This window comes from Nostoc sp. JL23 (genome assembly GCF_017115065.1).
GTDB lineage: Bacteria > Cyanobacteriota > Cyanobacteriia > Cyanobacteriales > Nostocaceae > Nostoc > Nostoc punctiforme_A.
This window is the reverse complement of sequence record NZ_JABXKN010000152.1, coordinates 12,520-30,236: the sequence shown is the minus strand read 5'-3', so window position 1 is coordinate 30,236 and position 17,717 is coordinate 12,520. Positions and strand designations below refer to the sequence as shown.

Annotated in this window: 14 protein-coding genes; 8 read left to right on the top strand and 6 right to left on the bottom strand. The window is 42.2% G+C overall.

The window, feature by feature from the left end; genetic code table 11:
• Positions 1-396 precede the first annotated feature (396 nt).
• The 3 genes from HWQ42_RS32785 to HWQ42_RS32775 form a co-directional block, all read right to left on the bottom strand.
• Positions 397-1,854, bottom strand: a complete 1,458-nt coding sequence (locus HWQ42_RS32785) for a YdiU family protein (RefSeq protein ID WP_292819588.1) — start codon at positions 1,852-1,854, stop codon at positions 397-399.
• Positions 1,855-2,325: 471 nt separating this feature from the next.
• Positions 2,326-2,781, bottom strand: a complete 456-nt coding sequence (locus tag HWQ42_RS32780; RefSeq protein WP_292819586.1) for a hypothetical protein — start codon at positions 2,779-2,781, stop codon at positions 2,326-2,328.
• A 197-nt stretch (positions 2,782-2,978) separates the two neighbouring features.
• Positions 2,979-3,551 carry a GNAT family N-acetyltransferase gene (locus HWQ42_RS32775; protein ID WP_292819584.1) on the bottom strand — a complete coding sequence of 191 codons (573 nt, stop codon included), beginning with the start codon at positions 3,549-3,551 and terminating at the stop codon, positions 2,979-2,981.
• Positions 3,552-4,138: 587 nt separating this feature from the next.
• On the opposite strand from HWQ42_RS32775, the gene bioB reads away from it, so the two are divergent.
• The gene (gene bioB, locus HWQ42_RS32770; RefSeq protein ID WP_292733636.1) at positions 4,139-5,146 is read left to right on the top strand and encodes a biotin synthase BioB; all 1,008 of its coding nucleotides are present in this window, start codon (positions 4,139-4,141) and stop codon (positions 5,144-5,146) included.
• Positions 5,147-5,219: 73 nt separating this feature from the next.
• Here bioB and HWQ42_RS32765 read toward each other — a convergent pair whose 3' ends face one another.
• On the bottom strand, positions 5,220-6,401 hold the full coding sequence (locus HWQ42_RS32765) for a class I SAM-dependent methyltransferase (protein ID WP_292819581.1): 1,182 nt from the start codon (positions 6,399-6,401) through the stop codon (positions 5,220-5,222).
• A 217-nt stretch (positions 6,402-6,618) separates the two neighbouring features.
• Between HWQ42_RS32765 and HWQ42_RS32760 the strand changes: the two genes are divergently transcribed.
• Together HWQ42_RS32760 and HWQ42_RS32755 are read left to right on the top strand one after the other, a co-directional pair.
• Positions 6,619-7,278, top strand: coding sequence for a VWA domain-containing protein (locus tag HWQ42_RS32760; protein ID WP_292819578.1), 660 nt, complete (start codon positions 6,619-6,621; stop codon positions 7,276-7,278).
• A 7-nt stretch (positions 7,279-7,285) separates the two neighbouring features.
• On the top strand, positions 7,286-8,884 hold the full coding sequence (locus HWQ42_RS32755) for a hypothetical protein (protein WP_292819614.1): 1,599 nt from the start codon (positions 7,286-7,288) through the stop codon (positions 8,882-8,884).
• A gap of 287 nt (positions 8,885-9,171) precedes the next feature.
• On the opposite strand, the gene HWQ42_RS32750 is transcribed toward HWQ42_RS32755, so the two are convergent.
• Positions 9,172-9,513: a hypothetical protein gene (locus tag HWQ42_RS32750; RefSeq protein WP_292819574.1), complete on the bottom strand. Its 342-nt coding sequence runs from the start codon at positions 9,511-9,513 to the stop codon at positions 9,172-9,174.
• Between the two features lie 212 nt (positions 9,514-9,725).
• Here HWQ42_RS32750 and HWQ42_RS32745 point away from each other — a divergent pair, with 212 nt between their 5' ends.
• The 5 genes from HWQ42_RS32745 to HWQ42_RS32725 all read left to right on the top strand — a co-directional run bounded on the left by HWQ42_RS32745 (position 9,726) and on the right by HWQ42_RS32725 (position 16,312).
• Positions 9,726-10,514, top strand: coding sequence for a 2-phosphosulfolactate phosphatase (locus HWQ42_RS32745; RefSeq protein ID WP_292819571.1), 789 nt, complete (start codon positions 9,726-9,728; stop codon positions 10,512-10,514).
• Positions 10,515-11,155: 641 nt separating this feature from the next.
• Positions 11,156-14,461, top strand: coding sequence for a phycobilisome rod-core linker polypeptide (locus HWQ42_RS32740; protein ID WP_292819568.1), 3,306 nt, complete (start codon positions 11,156-11,158; stop codon positions 14,459-14,461).
• 387 nt (positions 14,462-14,848) lie between these two features.
• Positions 14,849-15,337 (top strand): allophycocyanin subunit alpha, encoded by a 489-nt coding sequence (gene apcA / locus HWQ42_RS32735; protein WP_094349823.1) that lies wholly within the window; start codon positions 14,849-14,851, stop codon positions 15,335-15,337.
• Between the two features lie 57 nt (positions 15,338-15,394).
• Positions 15,395-15,883 (top strand): allophycocyanin subunit beta, encoded by a 489-nt coding sequence (gene apcB, locus HWQ42_RS32730; RefSeq protein ID WP_069068902.1) that lies wholly within the window; start codon positions 15,395-15,397, stop codon positions 15,881-15,883.
• 222 nt (positions 15,884-16,105) lie between these two features.
• Positions 16,106-16,312: a phycobilisome linker polypeptide gene (locus HWQ42_RS32725; protein ID WP_094349821.1), complete on the top strand. Its 207-nt coding sequence runs from the start codon at positions 16,106-16,108 to the stop codon at positions 16,310-16,312.
• 80 nt (positions 16,313-16,392) lie between these two features.
• On the opposite strand, the gene HWQ42_RS32720 is transcribed toward HWQ42_RS32725, so the two are convergent.
• The gene (locus HWQ42_RS32720; protein ID WP_292819565.1) at positions 16,393-17,418 is read right to left on the bottom strand and encodes a hypothetical protein; all 1,026 of its coding nucleotides are present in this window, start codon (positions 17,416-17,418) and stop codon (positions 16,393-16,395) included.
• Positions 17,419-17,717 lie beyond the last annotated feature (299 nt).

Below are 17,717 nucleotides of genomic sequence, written 5' to 3'. Positions count from 1 at the left end.
ATTATGCAAATTAAAGGTGGAACAGCTTACTACTGACCAAGCACAAAAAGTCATAATATAGCGGTTCTCAATTGTATGAAATACAGACCTAACCCCCAGCCCCTTCCCTGCTAGCGTTGGGGAGTAAGTCTCAAAGCCTCTCTCCTAAAAGGCTACGGTGTACACACAAGTCTGGAGTAGTTTAAGAAGCTGGTTTTTACCCCACCCTAACCCTCCCCTTGTAAAGGGGAGGGAACTAGATTTCCGGCTTCCCCCCTTTCCAAGGGGGGATTGAGGGGGGTAATTCGACTTGTGTGTACACCGTAGCCTAAAAGGAGAGAGGAATGGAAGTGAGGTCAGAGTGTATTGCATACAAATGAGAAGTACTATCTTAAAAAGAAAGTAGCTGGAAATTGACTACCTTCTAGACTGAATTGCCTTGATTAACTCATAAAAAGGTTGCCAATTATCTTCCTGAGCAATTGCTTCCCAAATAGATTCAATTACAGGTCTTAATAATACCGTTTTGGGATTATTAACAGCTAGAGTTTGGGCAATTACATCAATGCGATCGCTATCAAAATCGTTCAAAATTTGATGGTATAGTATGCACCAATCATCAAACATTCCAGATGCACCGGGTACTGGCACAATATCTGAATTATTCATCACAAAACCTGGTTCATCTCGCCATTTGGATGAAAAAGTACGAGCCATCTCATAAAAAAACTGGTGATAACCAACTTGGCTATCTTTCAAAAATTCAATCGTTAGATTCAACAGTTCCGCAGCTTGTGGATGTGGCAACTCTGAAAAACCTAACTTTTTCAACATCAAAGAACTGTATTCAGCTTGATAATATTCATCAAACCTAGCTAAACTAGTCTCCATATCGCCTTTATTAATAATCGCCTTTAAAGGTTCCTGGAGCATTTCTAAATTCAGCTTGCAAATAATTGGTTGATTACTGTAACAGTAGCGTCCAGAATAGTCAAAATATGCAGCTATAAAGTATGGGTCATAAGTAGGGATAAATGCATAAGGCCCATAATCAAAGCTTTCTCCCGTAATCGACATATTGTCAGTATTCAGGACTGCATGACAAAAGCCAGCCGTCATCCACTGTGCTACTAGTTCTGCAACTCGTTTAACTAATTCGGCGTAAAACAGAGCATATTTATCTTCTTCAGCATTTAAGTGTCGATAATATTGCTCAATTACGTGGTCTAACAGCTTCTTAGTTAAATCTGGACGCTGGAAATAGTGCAGTCGCTCAAAAGTGCCAAACCGAATATGAGAACTGCTCATTCTAATCATCACAGATGAACGGGTAGGCGAAGGTTCATCGCCCCGCCAGAGTGGTAAACCTGTTTCAATCATGCTCAGACAGCGCGAAGTACGTACACCCAAGTAGTGCAATGCTTCCGCAGCCAGCACTTCCCGCACCCCGCCTTTGAGCGTGAGCATACCATCGCCACCACGGGAGTAGGGCGTTCTCCCAGAACCTTTAGTGCCAAAATCGTATAATTTGCCATCATTGGCGCGTACTTGCCCGTAGAGAAAGCCTCTACCATCACCCAACTGTCCGTTATATTCACCAAATTGATAGCCGTGGTAACGCAGAGCTAACAAGGGTTTGCGTCCCTGAAATTGGCCAAAGGCTGCGATGAAATCTTCGTCTTTGACTACTTGGGGGTCTAGACCGAAACGGGGTAATAGTTCATCGTTACGCCAACGCAGGATGTGTTGGGGAAATTCCGCCGCTGCAACCTCATCATAGTAGTCATCGCCTAGAGATTCTAAAGCGCTTTCGTAGTTGAGGGTGAGAAAAGGATTGCTAGAATTCTTGTAGTTTGGGGTTTCAGCCAGAGTCATTACGAGCAAAGCTTAATTCATTCTTCCTTTAATACTACCTCTGGCTTCAGCATCATCAGCATAGACGCAAAAAGCGACCCATATATAAAATATGGTAGCGCCGCCATCAAAATCTGGAACGCTTCAGGAGGCAGGAGTAACCCACGTTTAAAAGCGTGGAATTAGAAGCAAGTACGAAGCCCTTCGGACATCTTACGACAAGCATCTTCCCTTCTCCCAAAAGGAGAGGCTAGCGCTAAAGAAGAAGACTGCACTGACTCTTTTGTATCTTATGACACTTTCAGGTCGAGACAATTCTTGTTTTAAAGCGAATGATTCAAAACTAAAGTTTTCATTTATAATCCTTTGCTCTTGCCTTATTTTAGAATAAATAAAGTTTTGCAATAAAAAAAATAAGACTGGCTCAACCGAAGTTTGGATAAAATCCGCCAGTCTTCCGAAACTTAATCTTAATTAAATAAAGCTGATTTTTTATTTTTTAATTGGTTCTGATGGTGGTGCAGCAATTCCTACTGGCTTTGATGTTGTTTGTGATGCCTGTGAAGCTAGAATTTTTTTCACTTGCAGGTTATAAGCTTGCAAAATTGATTGAACCTGTTTCTGTTGATCTTGATTCAGATCCAAAGATTTTAACACTATTCTGATTCTCTGACGGGATTGGAGTGCCGCCTTAAATTTAGTATCTTGGGACGGGTTTAATAGAGCCTCAATATCTTTATCTCTTTGCTGGCGAGCGACTTGGATTTGTAGCCGCTGTTGCTGTGTGAGTTTGATTGGCTGGTGTGATGCAGCACTAGTCTGAGTTTTTAAGACTGTTGTAGTGGTAGGATTTGGGCCTGGTGCTGCCAAGACAACTCCGTTTAAGATGGTAGCAAAAGCAAAGATAGTAGAAAAGACAGATAAGCGCTTTATAGAATTAATGAGCATTTTAAAAAACTCCTCAACTATTTAATAAAATTGAACACATCGGCTAAAGCTAACCTTAATAACTGAGCCTAGTAGTGAACAAATATTACTATTGCATTTGCTTGTGGAGTTGTTGTGTAGTTATTATGAATTTACTATGAATGTGTAGATATTCACAATTGATATATAAAATTAATTTTTATATAGATATTAGAGTATTAATTAGGTGCTTTCCAATGAGGATTTGTCAGACTTGTCAAAATATGATCTTCCCATTGGCCATTAATTAACAAATAGTCTCTAGCGTATCCTTCAACGACAAAACCGAGTCTTTTGAGGACATTACCACTGCGCCGATTGTGAGGCATATAATTAGCCATAACTCGGTGAAAATTTAACTCTTCAAATAGATATTGAGTTGCAGATTTTAACCCCTCTGTCATATAGCCTTTACCTTGTTTATTTTCAGCAAGGCTATATCCCACATAGCAAAAATGAGCTACTCCTCGGACAAAATTACTAAAATTGACTGTTCCAATAACTACAGTGGGATTTTTTTTGGTAAAAATAAATAGTTTTAACGATTGACCATTAATAAATTCCAGAAAACTATTCTCTATCTGATATTGCCAATATTCTTCAGTGAAAAAACCATCAGCCCAAAGAGGATAGAATGGAGTGAGATAAGTTTTGTTATCAATGAAGTATTTGATGATTTGAGGTATATCTTCATGGATCGCTGCTCGTAATAATAGGCGATCGCTTGCAATTATTGGCAGTTCTGATATCATAAATTGCTAAATCGGCGGGATTCTTGCCAAAACATTCTTTAAATTTTATAAATTCTCTCATAACCTGTGGTTTAGCAGCTAGGGGGAATAGAATTTGCACGCCAGTTAGATAAGTCTTGCTAATGTTTAATACAACTATTGGAGAGGCTGCATTTCTCTACGAGACGCTGCGCGAACGATAAAGCTTTCTTACCACACCAACGGCAAAGCTCAGTACAAGTACTTAATGCCCAATGCAATACTTCTCGGTTAGGCATTTTTAATTCGGAATCGGGTTTTGGTAAAAGGTTACTGGGTTTGGGTTAAAGGTTTTTTCTTTTCCCTTTTCCCAAAATCCGAGAAGTATTGAATGCCCAATGCCCTTTACAACAGATAGAGTGAGTATTTTTGCTCTTAATCTGCCATTCAACCAAAATCTTGATAAGCTGATGTCTAATACCTAGAGCGGAAGGATTGAGAGCCAATGGATGATAAAGCACAGTGCGCGGCATAACTTCGATAAAATCGCTTTGCCTAAACGCTGTACCGCAGCAGATTCAAGCAAAAAACAGCTCTTGATTAACCCAGTCTACAAGAAGGATAGTGATGTGGTGGGAATACGCTACGATTGGCAGGAATTAGAGATTCGGGCGATATACAATACGCCATTGCTAGAGCTTATTTATCAAGCTGCTAGCGTGCATCGCCAATATCATGACCCAACAAAAATACAAGTTTGCAAGCTCATATCTATCAAAACGGGAGGTTGTCCAGAAGATTGTAGCTACTGCGCCCAATCTTCTCGCTATAAAACAGAGGTAAAGGCGCAAGCACTCCTAGAAAAAGAAACGGTAGTTAACATCGCCCAGAAAGCTAAAGAAACTGGTGTTAGTCGCATTTGTATGGGTGCTGCTTGGCGCGAAGTGCGGGATAACTCACAATTTGAGGAAGTCCTGGAAATGGTCAAGGATGTGACTGCAATGGGTTTGGAAGTGTGCTGCACTCTGGGTATGTTGACGGCAAATCAAGCCAGAAAATTGTCAGAAGCGGGACTTTATGCCTACAACCATAACTTAGATACCTCGCAGGAATATTACAGCACAATTATTACCACAAGGACATATAGCGATCGCTTGAACACAATTGAGAATGTCCGTCAGACAAATGTCACTGTCTGTTCCGGCGGTATCCTGGGTTTGGGCGAAACAGTCGATGACCGGGTTGGCATGTTACAAACTCTGGCAAACTTACATCCCCATCCAGAGTCTGTGCCAATTAATATTCTCTCACAAGTACCGGGTACACCCTTAGAAAATCAGCCTGATGTCCCCATTTGGGATATCGTGCGGATGATTGCCACAGCCAGAATTTTAATGCCAGCTTCCGATGTGCGTCTTAGTGCCGGTAGGGCGAGACTTTCTCAAGTTGAGCAAGCTTTCTGCTTTATGGCAGGAGCTAATTCTATCTTTTCCAGCGACGACAACAAGATGTTGACGGTGACAACTCCCTGTCCAGATTACGATACTGACCGAGAAATGCTGAATTTACTTGGTTTGGGAATGCGTCCGCCTTCCCAAAGACAAGAGAAGGTAGCAAGTTCGGCTGTTGTAGGATAGATAAATATCTGATTGTGGGATGGACCTTTCGGCTGTCCCACAATAAATAATTGGATATTTTTACTTGAATTCCCTAAGCAGGTGTCAATAAAATCAACTGCTGTTGGAGGAGGGTTCTTACTCCATCTAATCCCAGTTCTACATTTGTCAATATCTCTGCAACTGTGGAATTACCATCACATCTTTGCATAAACTCAAACTCTGCTACAGATAAATTAACTATCTGGTAATCGTAATTAAAGAAACATTGACTGGGAAATCCCTCAAGACAAGGATTAAGTTCGGGAATCGCTGCTAGGAGGACATTATCCTCTGACCAGTCAGCTTTGATTAAAGGAGGACGACCGAGGAAAAACTCGTAATGAGTTACTTCTGGGTCTAATAATTCTATCAGGCGATAAAGCTGGCGATCGCTCAATTCTTTTGCCCGTTCTACTAACTCTGGTGCTTTACCCAAAAGTCTCTCTAAATCCCAGAAACTCGGATTTGAGAAACCAATAAATTCCAATCCCGAAGCATCTATTAATTCAAACAGCGTTTCAATGTTGTAGTCAATTTCTTGAGGATGAACGTACATATCAGCAAAGTATTCATCCTTGTTGTTTTCTAGCGACCAACGTTGTTTATCATATTTGACAATTCGGTTATTTTCTGGTAGAGAAGCGAATATTTGTCGCCCAACTTGGACACCATCGCGGTAGTCGCCTTTTTTGTCACCTTGAATAAGTGCGATCGCTTTTTGCATGAGTTGAATTTCCCAGCGTCCCAATTCCCCATACACAAAAATGTGCATCAAGCCGCCTGGGGCTAACTTCTTCGCCAAAGCTTGAATCCCGCGAATGGGATCGGGAGTATGATGCAAAACGCCAACACAGTTAATTAAATCAAACTCACCCGGTAACTGTTCCACATCAAACAAACTGAGGTGATGAAATTCAACACGGTTAGCACCAGAACGTTGACAACGTTCTTTAGCTACCGCTAAAGCGCCTGTACTGAGGTCAATTCCCACAACAGAAGCTTGAGGATTGAGGTGAACTAGGTACTCTGTACCCACACCAGTACCGCAACCTGCATCTAAAATCCGAATATCTTGCCTTTGGGGTTTTTGACCTGTGCAGAAGTTATGAGCAGCTAGCCAGTTCCAGCGCCAGTTGTAGCCTGGAGGTGGTTCATCCAATAAAGCTTCTGGCGGAAAGGGATAAGTATTGTAGAGTTTGGCAACAGCAGCACTAACAGTTTGGGAATCGGACATGATGAGGAATAACGCAGCATTTCTGAGTTTAGCGAATCCTGGACACTTCAGGTAGACAAATAATTGCGTAGGCGCAGCCCGTCGTAGACATCGCCATCAGCCCATATATTTTAAGTATATAAATTGTTTCAGTAATAACACTACTGTTTAAGTATCTCTTGGCTAATAAAATTTAATTGTAATTTTGTATAAAAATTTACTTATCAAGGAGCATTAAATGGCTGTAGGAATGCCGGAATTCGTTGAAAATCCAGAAAATCGTTGCCCTGTGATTCTTTTACTCGATACTTCTGGCTCTATGTCAGGTCAGCCTATCCAAGAATTAAATCGAGGACTTGCTGCTTTCAAAGCAGATGTACTCAAAGATTCCCAAGCATCGCTGAGTGTGGAAGTAGCTATGATTACATTTGGCCCTATAGTTAAACTCACGCAAGACTTTGTGACGATTGACCAATTTACACCGCCTACATTGGAAGTAGGTGGTGTTACGCCAATGGGTGCGGCGATTGAGTATGCTTTGGATTTTATAGAAAATCGGAAACAGACTTATAAAGACAACGGTATTCTCTATTATCGCCCTTGGGTGTTTTTGATTACAGATGGAGCGCCAACTGACTCCTGGAATTCAGCCGCGCAAAGATTGAGACAAGCAGAAGCACAAAGCCGACTGTCATTTTTTGCAGTTGGTGTAAAGGATGCTGATATGAACATCCTCAAACAAATTTCTCCACCTGAACGTCCACCAGTTACGCTAAATGGCTTAGATTTTCGTGAGATGTTTGTCTGGCTTTCTGCTTCAATGAAACGGGTTTCTAGTGGCAAAGTGGGGCAAGCTGTAGCTTTACCGGCTATGGGATGGGGTCAAATTACCAGTTAGGCAATCAATTATTCTGCTGGGTGAACCTAAAATTAGTGGTGAAGCGAAGGTTTGGCAAACAAATCGCAATGGTTACTTAGCAAAAATTTATCACAACCAAACTCCTGAGCATGTGCAAAAGTTGGCGGTGATGATAGCGCACCGACCCAAAGAGCCAAACTTTCACCTCAATCATATTTCTTTTGCTTGGCCTAAGTCGGTACTGAAAGATGCTCAGGGTAATTGTGTGGGCTTTTTGATGCGGGAAATTAAGGAAGGAAAAGAACTTATTGATATATACAACCCCAAGCGTCGTAAGGATTTGAAACTTGAGGTTGATTGGCGTTTTCTCCAGACAACGGCGCTGAATATCGCCTCAATTATTGAAGCAATTCACATTTCTGGCTATGTTTTGGGTGACATCAAGCCGCAAAATATTCTTGTAAACGATCGCGCCTTACCTTCTATTATTGATACTGACTCCTTTCAGGTTCGGAATCCAAAAAATAATAAGATTTATCGTTGTCCAGTTGGTTCACCAGACTATACACCACCAGAACTGATTGATAAAGATTTTTCTAGCATCGATCAAACGGAAGTACACGATCGCTTCCGGTTAGCAGTGATTATCTATCAGTTGTTGTTTGGTGGTCAAACTCCTTTTGCGGGAAAGTGGATAGGTACGGGGGACACTCCAGAAACTAATGAACTTATCCGTCAGGGTTTATGGCTGTATGCACCAAACCGTTTGATGCAACCTGTAGAGAGGACAATCCCTCTTGAGATTATTCACCCAGAGGTTCAGCGATGTTTTCTCAGATGCTTTAACGATGGTTATAAAAATTCTGACTTGCGCCCAACTGCTGGGGATTGGGTAAAGGCGCTGAGACTTGCTGTTAACGAGTTAACTATCTGTGGAAAGAGAGACAGCCACTACTACAGCCGAACTTATGGTAAGTGTTATTGGTGCGATCGCTCTACAAAACTTGGTGTTGATATTTTTCCTGGGTTTGTTAAAGCAAAAGCATCTGCTGTTGTGAAATCAACACCACAACCGCGAGTTATTAATCATCACGTAATAGGAAACCTCCTGCAAACCCTCACTGGTCATTCTTCCGGGGTTTTTTCTGTAGCCTTCAGTCCCGATGGACAAACCTTGGCTAGTGGCAGTAGCGACAACACTATCAAACTGTGGGATGTGAGGAAGGGAAATCTATTGCAAACCCTCACGGGCCATTCTAACTCGGTTCATTCTGTAGCCTTCAGTCCCGATGGACAAACCTTGGCTAGTGGCAGTAGCGACAACACTATCAAACTGTGGGATGTGAGGAAGGGAAATCTATTGCAAACCCTCACGGGCCATTCTAGCTGGGTTCCTTGTGTAGCCTTTAGTCCCGATGGTCAAACCTTGGCTAGTGGCAGTGGGGACAAGACCATTAAACTTTGGCAGGTTAAATCTGAATCATCTATCACTACAACTAATTCAAACTCTAATAACAAAGGTTTGATTATTTGTATTGCTATGAGTGGGTTATTTATATGGATTTGTTTTGGAGTAGATGCTTTCGCTTTATTTATTTCTGTGTTTATTTTTGTTTTAGTTTTATGTATTATTTTTAGTCAGTAAAGCGTGGCATCTAAATACAAAAAAATAATATTTATTAAGTGAAACAGTCCCATAATTGATAGAGGTATTAACCTATACTAGATTTTGTAAAATCCAAGCTAAGAATATGCAACCAGTCTGGTTAGTATATTTGTTGATAACATTCAGCCATCCTTTAACTTTCTCCTCAAATGTAATCACTGTTATGGCTAAATTTTCAGGATTCTGCTGTCTTATGCGTTGTGTGACTAGTGAATGACTATTTTGAAATAACGACAGATGGTCTGTATCTAATATCCACATAATACTTACTTTGTCTCATTCTCCAAGTCAATTTGACTCCGTTCAGCTTCTATGTATTCCAGAACCTCAGTAAAAAGAGGATTATCTTTGTGCATTCCCGCAAATTTCATCCACGGATGTTCGGTTTGGGGAGGTTCAATTTCCAAAGTCACTATTTCTGGTTTTCGCTCTTGTAAAAGTTGAATTAGTTTTTCTAGCGCTTCTTCTTTAGTCACACCAGAGCCTTTAAAATCTGGCAAGCCTAACACTGTCGCAATAACCCCACCATCTTGTTGATTTTCAATCAGCACATCATAATTTAACTTGGGTGCAGTATTGTTAGGATAAGTTTTTACAGTTAAACTCATAATATTTTCAAGCTGGAAGTTTTATATTGATTATAACTGCTGACCTACTTACTACTAATCTTTAGTTTGTACGTGTTAGCGTAGCGTTTCCTAGAGAGGCTCAAACTCTCAAGTTAGCACGTTTTATGCTGACTACAAACCTTTAGGAATTTACACTGACTTACTTAATATATGCTTTGATTTTTATCATATACTCTTTTGCGATCGCACCAATGATTTACAACCAATCAGAGTTTAATTTACGCTGTGAATGGGGACCACAAGGTGTTGCTCAACTCGCTCCCATCAGTGATGTAATTGTAATAGTTGACGTTCTCTCTTTTTCTACTTGCGTGGAAATTGCCACCAACAGCGGCGCGATAATTTTTCCCTACTCATATAAAGATGAATCAGCCATAGATTATGCCAAATCAGTGCGAGCAGAGTTAGCAAGTCATAGACAACGTTGGACAATAAGTGGATATTCTCTCTCGCCAAAATCGGTGACTCAGATTCCTGCTGGAACTAGACTAGTTTTACCTTCACCTAATGGTTCTTTTTTGACTTTACATACAGGGAATACCCCAACTTTGGCTGGTTGCTTGCGAAATTGCCAAGCTGTAGCGCAGTTTGCTCAAAGGTATGGTGATAAAATCGCTGTGATTCCTGCCGGTGAAAGGTGGAAGGATGATGGTAGCCTCCGCCCTGCATTTGAAGATTTAATTGGTGCTGGGGCAATTCTCAGTTATTTACATGGCAGTTTATCACCAGAAGCCGAAGTTGCTGTGGCAACATTTCAAGCTTTCCGACAGGATTTACTGGGGTACATGAAAAAATGCAGTTCGGGTAAAGAGTTGATTGAAAAAGGTTTTGAGTCCGATGTTGAACTGTCCGCAGCTTATAACGTAAGTGATTGTGTGCCTTTATTTACTGATAATGCTTATGTAAAACAGACAGTTGATGTTTTGGTCTGGAAGCGCATTTGCCGGAGTGACAGCCAAAATAACTGCGATCGCAGATAGGGTAACATTGAATAAATAGTTAAATTTACAACTTTTGTTTATAGTATTTCCCCTGTATGTAAATACTGACTCTTTGCAGATTAAACCACTACAAATTAAGAATTACTTCCCGTGCGGTGTCAGTTGTGAATATGAGCTTGTCAGTAGCAAAAACAACTTAAAATCGACTAATAACTACTATCCCATAACTAAGTATAATATTTTATTTCTTCGTAGCAAGTTATCTGCGTGCTTCTGGGCTGATCTCTGCGCCCTTACCCTGCAAGAAGGCGTACCACTTCGTGGAAGCAAGCTACGCGTACCGTCTCGTAGAGAAGCGCATCTGCCTTGAAATCAAAAAGAAATCAGTAGACAGTTCCCAACCTACTACTTAGTTACAAAACTTAGACTTAATCTCAGACAAACTGGAGTATGCACTTTTAAGACTGGAGACATTTAAGATACAGGTTCTACATACTTCTTAATAAATCCGCCTTCAGAACGCAAAACGTTCTAATCTAAAAGCTAACTGGGTTAATTTACTGGCAGTTTTGCAGGCAACACTCTCAAGCTCATAAAGCATAGACACACCGATGTGTCAAGCCTCAAAACAATCCAGACTTAACAATATAAACGCTTATGATGGGAGTTTTACAAATCCGATGAGTGTTAAGGCGAGTGGTGGAAGCTCGGTTGCGCGTCCGCAACTATATCAAACTCTAACTGTAGCCACAATTATCCAAGCAGAGCAGCAAGACCGCTTCTTGGGAAATGGTGAACTAAATGAACTGGCAAGCTATTTTGCATCTGGTGCAAAGCGTCTAGAAATTTCTCAGACGCTGACGGACAATGCCGAGATTATTGTGTCTCGGGCTGCCAACCGGATTTTTGTCGGTGGTTCGCCAATGGCTTTTTTAGAAAAGCCCAGAGAAGCAGAACTAGTAACCGCTGGTGGTGGTAAAGATGCTAGAGAAGACCTCAGACTAGGAACCGTAACCTACGTTGAAAGTCGTGGTGGGTTCCTAGAAAATTTACGCTCAATATTTAACTCATCACCTAGCGGCCCGACACCCGCAGGTTTCAGACCAATTAACATTGCTCGATATGGCCCAAGCAACATGGCCAAGAGCTTGCGGGATTTATCCTGGTTCTTGCGCTACGCTACTTATGCGATCGTTGCTGGCGACCCCAACATCATAGCGGTGAATACAAGGGGTTTGCGGGAAATCATTGAAAATGCCTGTTCTGGTGAAGCAACGCTAGTAGCTTTGCAGGAAATCAAAGCCGGGGCACTTTCATTTTTCCGCAACGATGCTGAGGCTACAGAAATTGTGTCTCAGTACATGGATGTTTTGTTAACAGAATTCAAAGCAGCCACACCTTCAAACAAAGTTCGTCAACGCCCTTCTAGCGACCAGCAAGGGTTGCAGCTGCCGCAAATTTACTTTAATGCAGCAGAACGGCGGCCCAAGTTTGTGATGAAGACTGGGTTATCAGCTAGCGAGAAAAATGAGGTAATCAAGGCTGCATATCGGCAAATCTTTGAGCGCGACATTACCCGTGCTTATAGCTTATCCATATCTGACCTGGAATCCAAGGTTAAAAATGGCGACATCTCTGTAAAAGAGTTTGTCCGTCGTTTAGCTAAATCTCCCCTTTACCAAAAACAGTTTTACCAGCCTTTTATTAACAGCCGAGTCATCGAACTAGCTTTCCGCCACATTTTAGGACGGGGGCCAAGTAGCCGAGAAGAAGTACAGAAATACTTCTCGATTATTTCTAACGGTGGTCTACCAGCCATAGTAGATGCCTTAGTAGATTCTGCTGAATACAGCGACTATTTTGGTGAAGAAACAGTACCCTATCTGCGGGGTCTGGGTCAAGAAGCACAAGAATGTCGCAACTGGGGGCCGCAGCAAGACCTGTTTAACTACAGTGCGCCTTTCCGCAAGATACCTCAGTTCATCACCACATTTGCAGCTTACGAGCAACCGCTACCAGATCAACATCCCTACGGTTCTGGTAACGACCCCTTGGAAATTCAGTTTGGGGCGATTTTCCCGAAAGAAACTCGCAACCCCAGTACCAGTCCGGCTCCTTTTAGCAAGGATACCAAACGCATCCTGATTCACCAAGGTGCAGGGATTAATAACCAAAATAGTAATCCCAGAGCGCGAGGTGAAGCTCCTGGTACCCTTGGACCCAAGGTGTTCAAGTTAGACCAGCTGCCTGGCACTAGAGGTAAAAAGGCTGCCAAAAATTCTAGCGTCAGATTCTCCGAAAGCTCCACGCAAGCATTGATTAAAGCTGCTTACCTGCAAGTTTTCGGTCGCGATCTTTACGAAGGCCAGCGCCCGAAGGTATTGGAAATCAAGCTGGAAAACGGCGACATCTCGGTGCGCGAATTTATCCGTGCTTTGGCTAAGTCGGATGTATTCCGCAATCTGTACTGGTCATCGCTGTATGTTTGTAAAGCGATCGAGTATATTCACCGCCGCTTGTTGGGTCGTCCGACTTATGGTCGTCAAGAAATCAACAAGTACTTTGACATTGCTGCTAAACAGGGCTTTTACGCCGTTGTTGATGCCATTATTAACAGCGTAGAATACAGTGAAGCCTTTGGTGAAGATACAATTCCTTACGAACGGTATTTGACTCCTGGCGGTGTATCCGGGCGGCAATTGCGCGTTGGTAGCATTCGTGAAGATGTTGCAGCCAAAGTTCAGAAGCAAGTAATACCAAGCTTTGTGACACTGGGTACAGTGACAGAAAAGCGGTCAGAACCAGATATTCAGTTCCGCATTAACCAAGGTGTCAGCAAGCAACGGGAACAGACCAAAATCTTCAAGCTGGTGGCTAATACCAGTGACAAAGTTGCAGTCAAAACTTTGATTAGCGCTGCGTATCGTCAGATATTTGAGCGGGATATTGCACCCTACATCGCCAAAAACGAATTTACCAAATGGGAAAGCAAGCTGGGTAATGGCGAAATTAGTGTGAAGGAATTTATTGAAGGTTTAGGTTACTCTAACCTCTACCTGAAAGAGTTCTACACACCTTACCCCAACACCAAAGTGATTGAGTTAGGAACCAAACACTTCTTAGGACGTGCGCCACTAGACCAAGCAGAAATCCGCAAGTATAACCAGATTTTGGCTACTCAAGGTATTCGTGCCTTTATTGGTGCTTTGGTAGATAGTGTGGAATATAACCAGGTGTTTGGTGAAGATACGGTGCCTTACCGTCGCTTCCCGACCCTCCCGGCGGCAAACTTCCCGAATACGGAGAAGCTGTACAACCAGCTGACCAAGCAAAACGATGACGTGGTTGTACCAAGCTTTAAGCCAGTACAAGCCCGTGTCGGGGTTAGTAACGATACACCGCTTTTGGTACAGGCGATCGCAGATATCGCAGCCCAAACAAATGGTAAACCATCCTTTGCTGAACTAGGTCGTTCCTACAACGATGCTAGCGGACAAACCGTGGATATGGGTGTGCGTAAACATGCACGCATTTACCGTCTAACAGAAAACACCAACCAAGGCGAAAAACAACAGGCAATCAACGCCATTTATCGTCAAGTATTGGATGTATTTAGCGGTGAAGTGCCTGAGGATTTCCGTCGCACTGACCTAGATAGCAAACTCCAAAATGGTGAAATTTCCGTGCGGGAGTTTGTGCGTGAACTAGCTAGTTCCCAAATCTATCGTCAGCGCTTCTTATCACCTTATCCTCATGCCAAGGTCATTGAGTTCCTCTTCCGCCATCTGTTGGGGCGTACACCCGCAACTCAGGAAGAAATTGGCCAGTACAACAAGCTGCTAGCCGATAGTGGTTTGTCAGCTGCTGTAGAAGCAATAGTCGACAGTCCAGAATATAGCCGCTACTTCGGTGAAGATGTTGTACCTTACAACCGCTTCCCATCTTTGCCAGTAGGTAACTACCTCGGCAGTGTAGCGGTTGATTAAGAAGTAGGGAGTCGGGGGAATAGGGAATAGGGTACAGATTATTTACTGTTCCCTATCCCCTGTAACCTTTCCCCTGTCCCCTTCTTAACCTTTCGTAATACCGCTCTCAGATTGCAATTAGAACAGTAAATTCTGAAAAGCAATATTACAAAGTATTAAGAGCAGTCATAAATGCTCAACAGAATGCCGGAAAATGTTTTGCGGAAGGTAACTGAGTTTGAAAGCTTGTGTACTAATGTTGACTCAAGCAAACTCGTAATTTTTTAGCCATAGCAGTTGTGAAACTGTTGTGTCTAAAAGGACGAGAAAACAAACTCAGTAAACCAAACTCAAAGTCGCACCAGTTTAATCAAATCCTGGTTTCATTCGTATTGGAGGAATCCATTAATGAGTATTGTCACGAAAGCTATCGTGAATGCTGATGCAGAAGCCCGCTACCTCAGCCCTGGTGAGTTAGATCGGATCAAGTCATTTGTTGCAAGTGGTGAGCGCCGTGTGCGGATTGCTCAAGTTTTGTCAGAAAATCGCGAACGGCTCGTTAAGCAAGCTGGCGATCAACTGTTCCAAAAGCGTCCTGATGTTGTGTCTCCTGGTGGTAACGCTTACGGTCAAGAATTGACTGCTACTTGTCTGCGTGACCTAGATTATTACCTCCGCCTCGTTACCTACGGTATCGTTGCTGGTGATGTCACCCCCATCGAAGAAATTGGTGTTATTGGTGCCCGTGAACTGTACAAGTCCTTGGGAACTCCTATCGATGGTGTTGCTGAAGGTATCCGTGGGCTGAAGAATGGAGCTTCGACATTGCTCTCTGGTGATGACGCTAGTGAAGCTAGTGGCTACTTCGACTACCTAGTTGGCGCCCTTCTAGGATAGGGTGAAGCTGTTTACCTACTGATATTGCAATACGGTTGGAAATAAGGAATTAACAACATGGCTCAAGACGCAATTACCGCTGTCATTAACTCCGCAGACGTTCAAGGTAAATACCTTGACTCTTCTGCTTTAGAAAAGCTAAAAGGCTACTTCGCTACAGGCGAACTACGGGTACGTGCTGCTAGCACCATCAGCGCTAACGCTGCTGCGATCGTCAAAGAAGCTGTAGCAAAATCTTTGCTATACTCTGACATCACCCGTCCGGGCGGCAACATGTACACCACCCGCCGCTATGCTGCTTGCATCCGTGATTTGGACTATTACCTCCGCTATGCTACCTACGCTATGTTGGCTGGCGATCCTTCCATCCTAGATGAGCGTGTGCTCAATGGCTTGAAGGAAACCTATAACTCCTTGGGCGTTCCCGTCGGTGCTACCGTACAAGCTATCCAAGCCATCAAAGAAGTAACCGCCAGTTTGGTAGGTTCTGATGCTGGTAAGGAAATGGGCGTTTACTTAGACTATATCTCCTCTGGCTTAAGCTAAGAACTAGTTTGCGCTTAAGAATTTAGGTGCGGCTTTATTAAGGTCTGGAAATCAACCGTGAGTGCTAGAACGTTATATTGCTTATCTTGGTAAATTATCAGTGATGAGTGTTGGTGGTCTAGTATTGATGTTTGATTTCCAGCCTTTGAATGATTAAAAGATTTGCACTCAAGATTTTGAGATAAAAAAGTTTTCACAAGGTATAAAGGAGATTTTCAAAATATGTCCCGTTTGTTTAAAATTACTGCTCTAGTTCCAAGCCAAACCCGAATTCGTACCCAACGCGAACTGCAAAATACTTACTTTACTAAGTTAGTTCCTTATGAGAACTGGTTCCGCGAACAGCAACGTATTCAAAAAGCAGGTGGCACAATTATCAAGGTGGAACTGGCAACTGGTAAGCAAGGCGCTAATACTGGCTTGTCTTAATTCTGTAAATAGAATATTATTTTAGGGAATTGGTAAGAGGTCGAGAAAGACCTCTTTTTTATGGCTTAGATTTTTGCAAATCAAAAGTTAAACATATTTAAAAGGCGATACCCGCGAGTATAAAGTGGAACTGGACCATCAGGATTCTGTCTATTCTTAGTGTGTTCAACAGTTTCATCAAACACAATTAGCGTTTCTTTCCCAACCTTCAGCCAGTCTTGATATGGCACGCTCATATCTTCTTCAATACCACCAATATTATGTGCGACCATTGCCCGGTAAGCTTCATTGAATTTCCTGCGGAACCGGAAATCTACTGAAATTCTTAGACCTTCAGTTTTCCTTCTTACTGTTTGATGCAATCCACGGGCATCATTAAAGTACATTGTGCCGTGTTGTAGTTGTGCTTCTGTGTAGGAGACAACCATCGGAATATCCCGACCTTCGTCAAAGTCTGACATCACTTGCATAGACTGTAGTTCCATTTCGCGGGGCATTTCACCTGCTTCGATAGTGATATTATCGATGTCGCCAAATAATGGTAGAACCACTACAGTTGCATCAGCAGCAACACCTGCCCAGACATCACTGTGGCATTTTGAGCTAGCAAAGGGCAAACCCAACTTCTTCGCGTCAGTCTTACCATAGACCATGCGGAGATTTACTGGTAAATCCACTGCATCAATCAGGTCATTCGCTCCTAGTTGGTAGAAAGCCTCTGCGACGCTTTTTTGAAAGAGGTTAAATGCCAGAGTATGTTCTCGCTTGGGCATCAAAAGACCAGTGCCGGTGTAGTTAGGCAAAGTACTTCTTGCTTCCAGTAGTCGTTCAAGCATTTCAGCTTCCGAAAGAATGATGGGACTATTCAGACACACTGAAATATAACCCGCAGCAGCAATTCTGATTTGCTGGAATAACTCAGGCTTTAATGTGTGTTCAAACAGTAGTCGGTACTGTCGCCTTGTAGCAATTTTATCGGCAAGCTCATCAAAGAGCCGATCACCAAGCTCAGAAAATGCGTAGGCGTAGCCCGTCGTAGACATCGCACGCTCATATTGTAAGCGATCGCGCACTGGTAATTCTGCTAACAGTTCTTCTAACATCATTTCTTCCAACGTTATTCTAAATCGGCTAAATAACTCATACATTCAAAGCCATTCCGTTTTGAAAACGAATCTGACTATTACAAATTAACAATCTTATTCTCTTTATACTTCGTAAAATATACTGTTTTATTGTGATTAATTATCTTAATTAAAAGAATTAATTTTAACTTTATTAGTAAAGCCTAGATGAAGTTAGAGGCTAAAAAAATAAATCTATATATATGAAGTTGCTATTAACTAAGTAATAATTCAAGTTTATGAAGTTAAATCTAATTTAGCTGCTTATATTTAAAGAAACT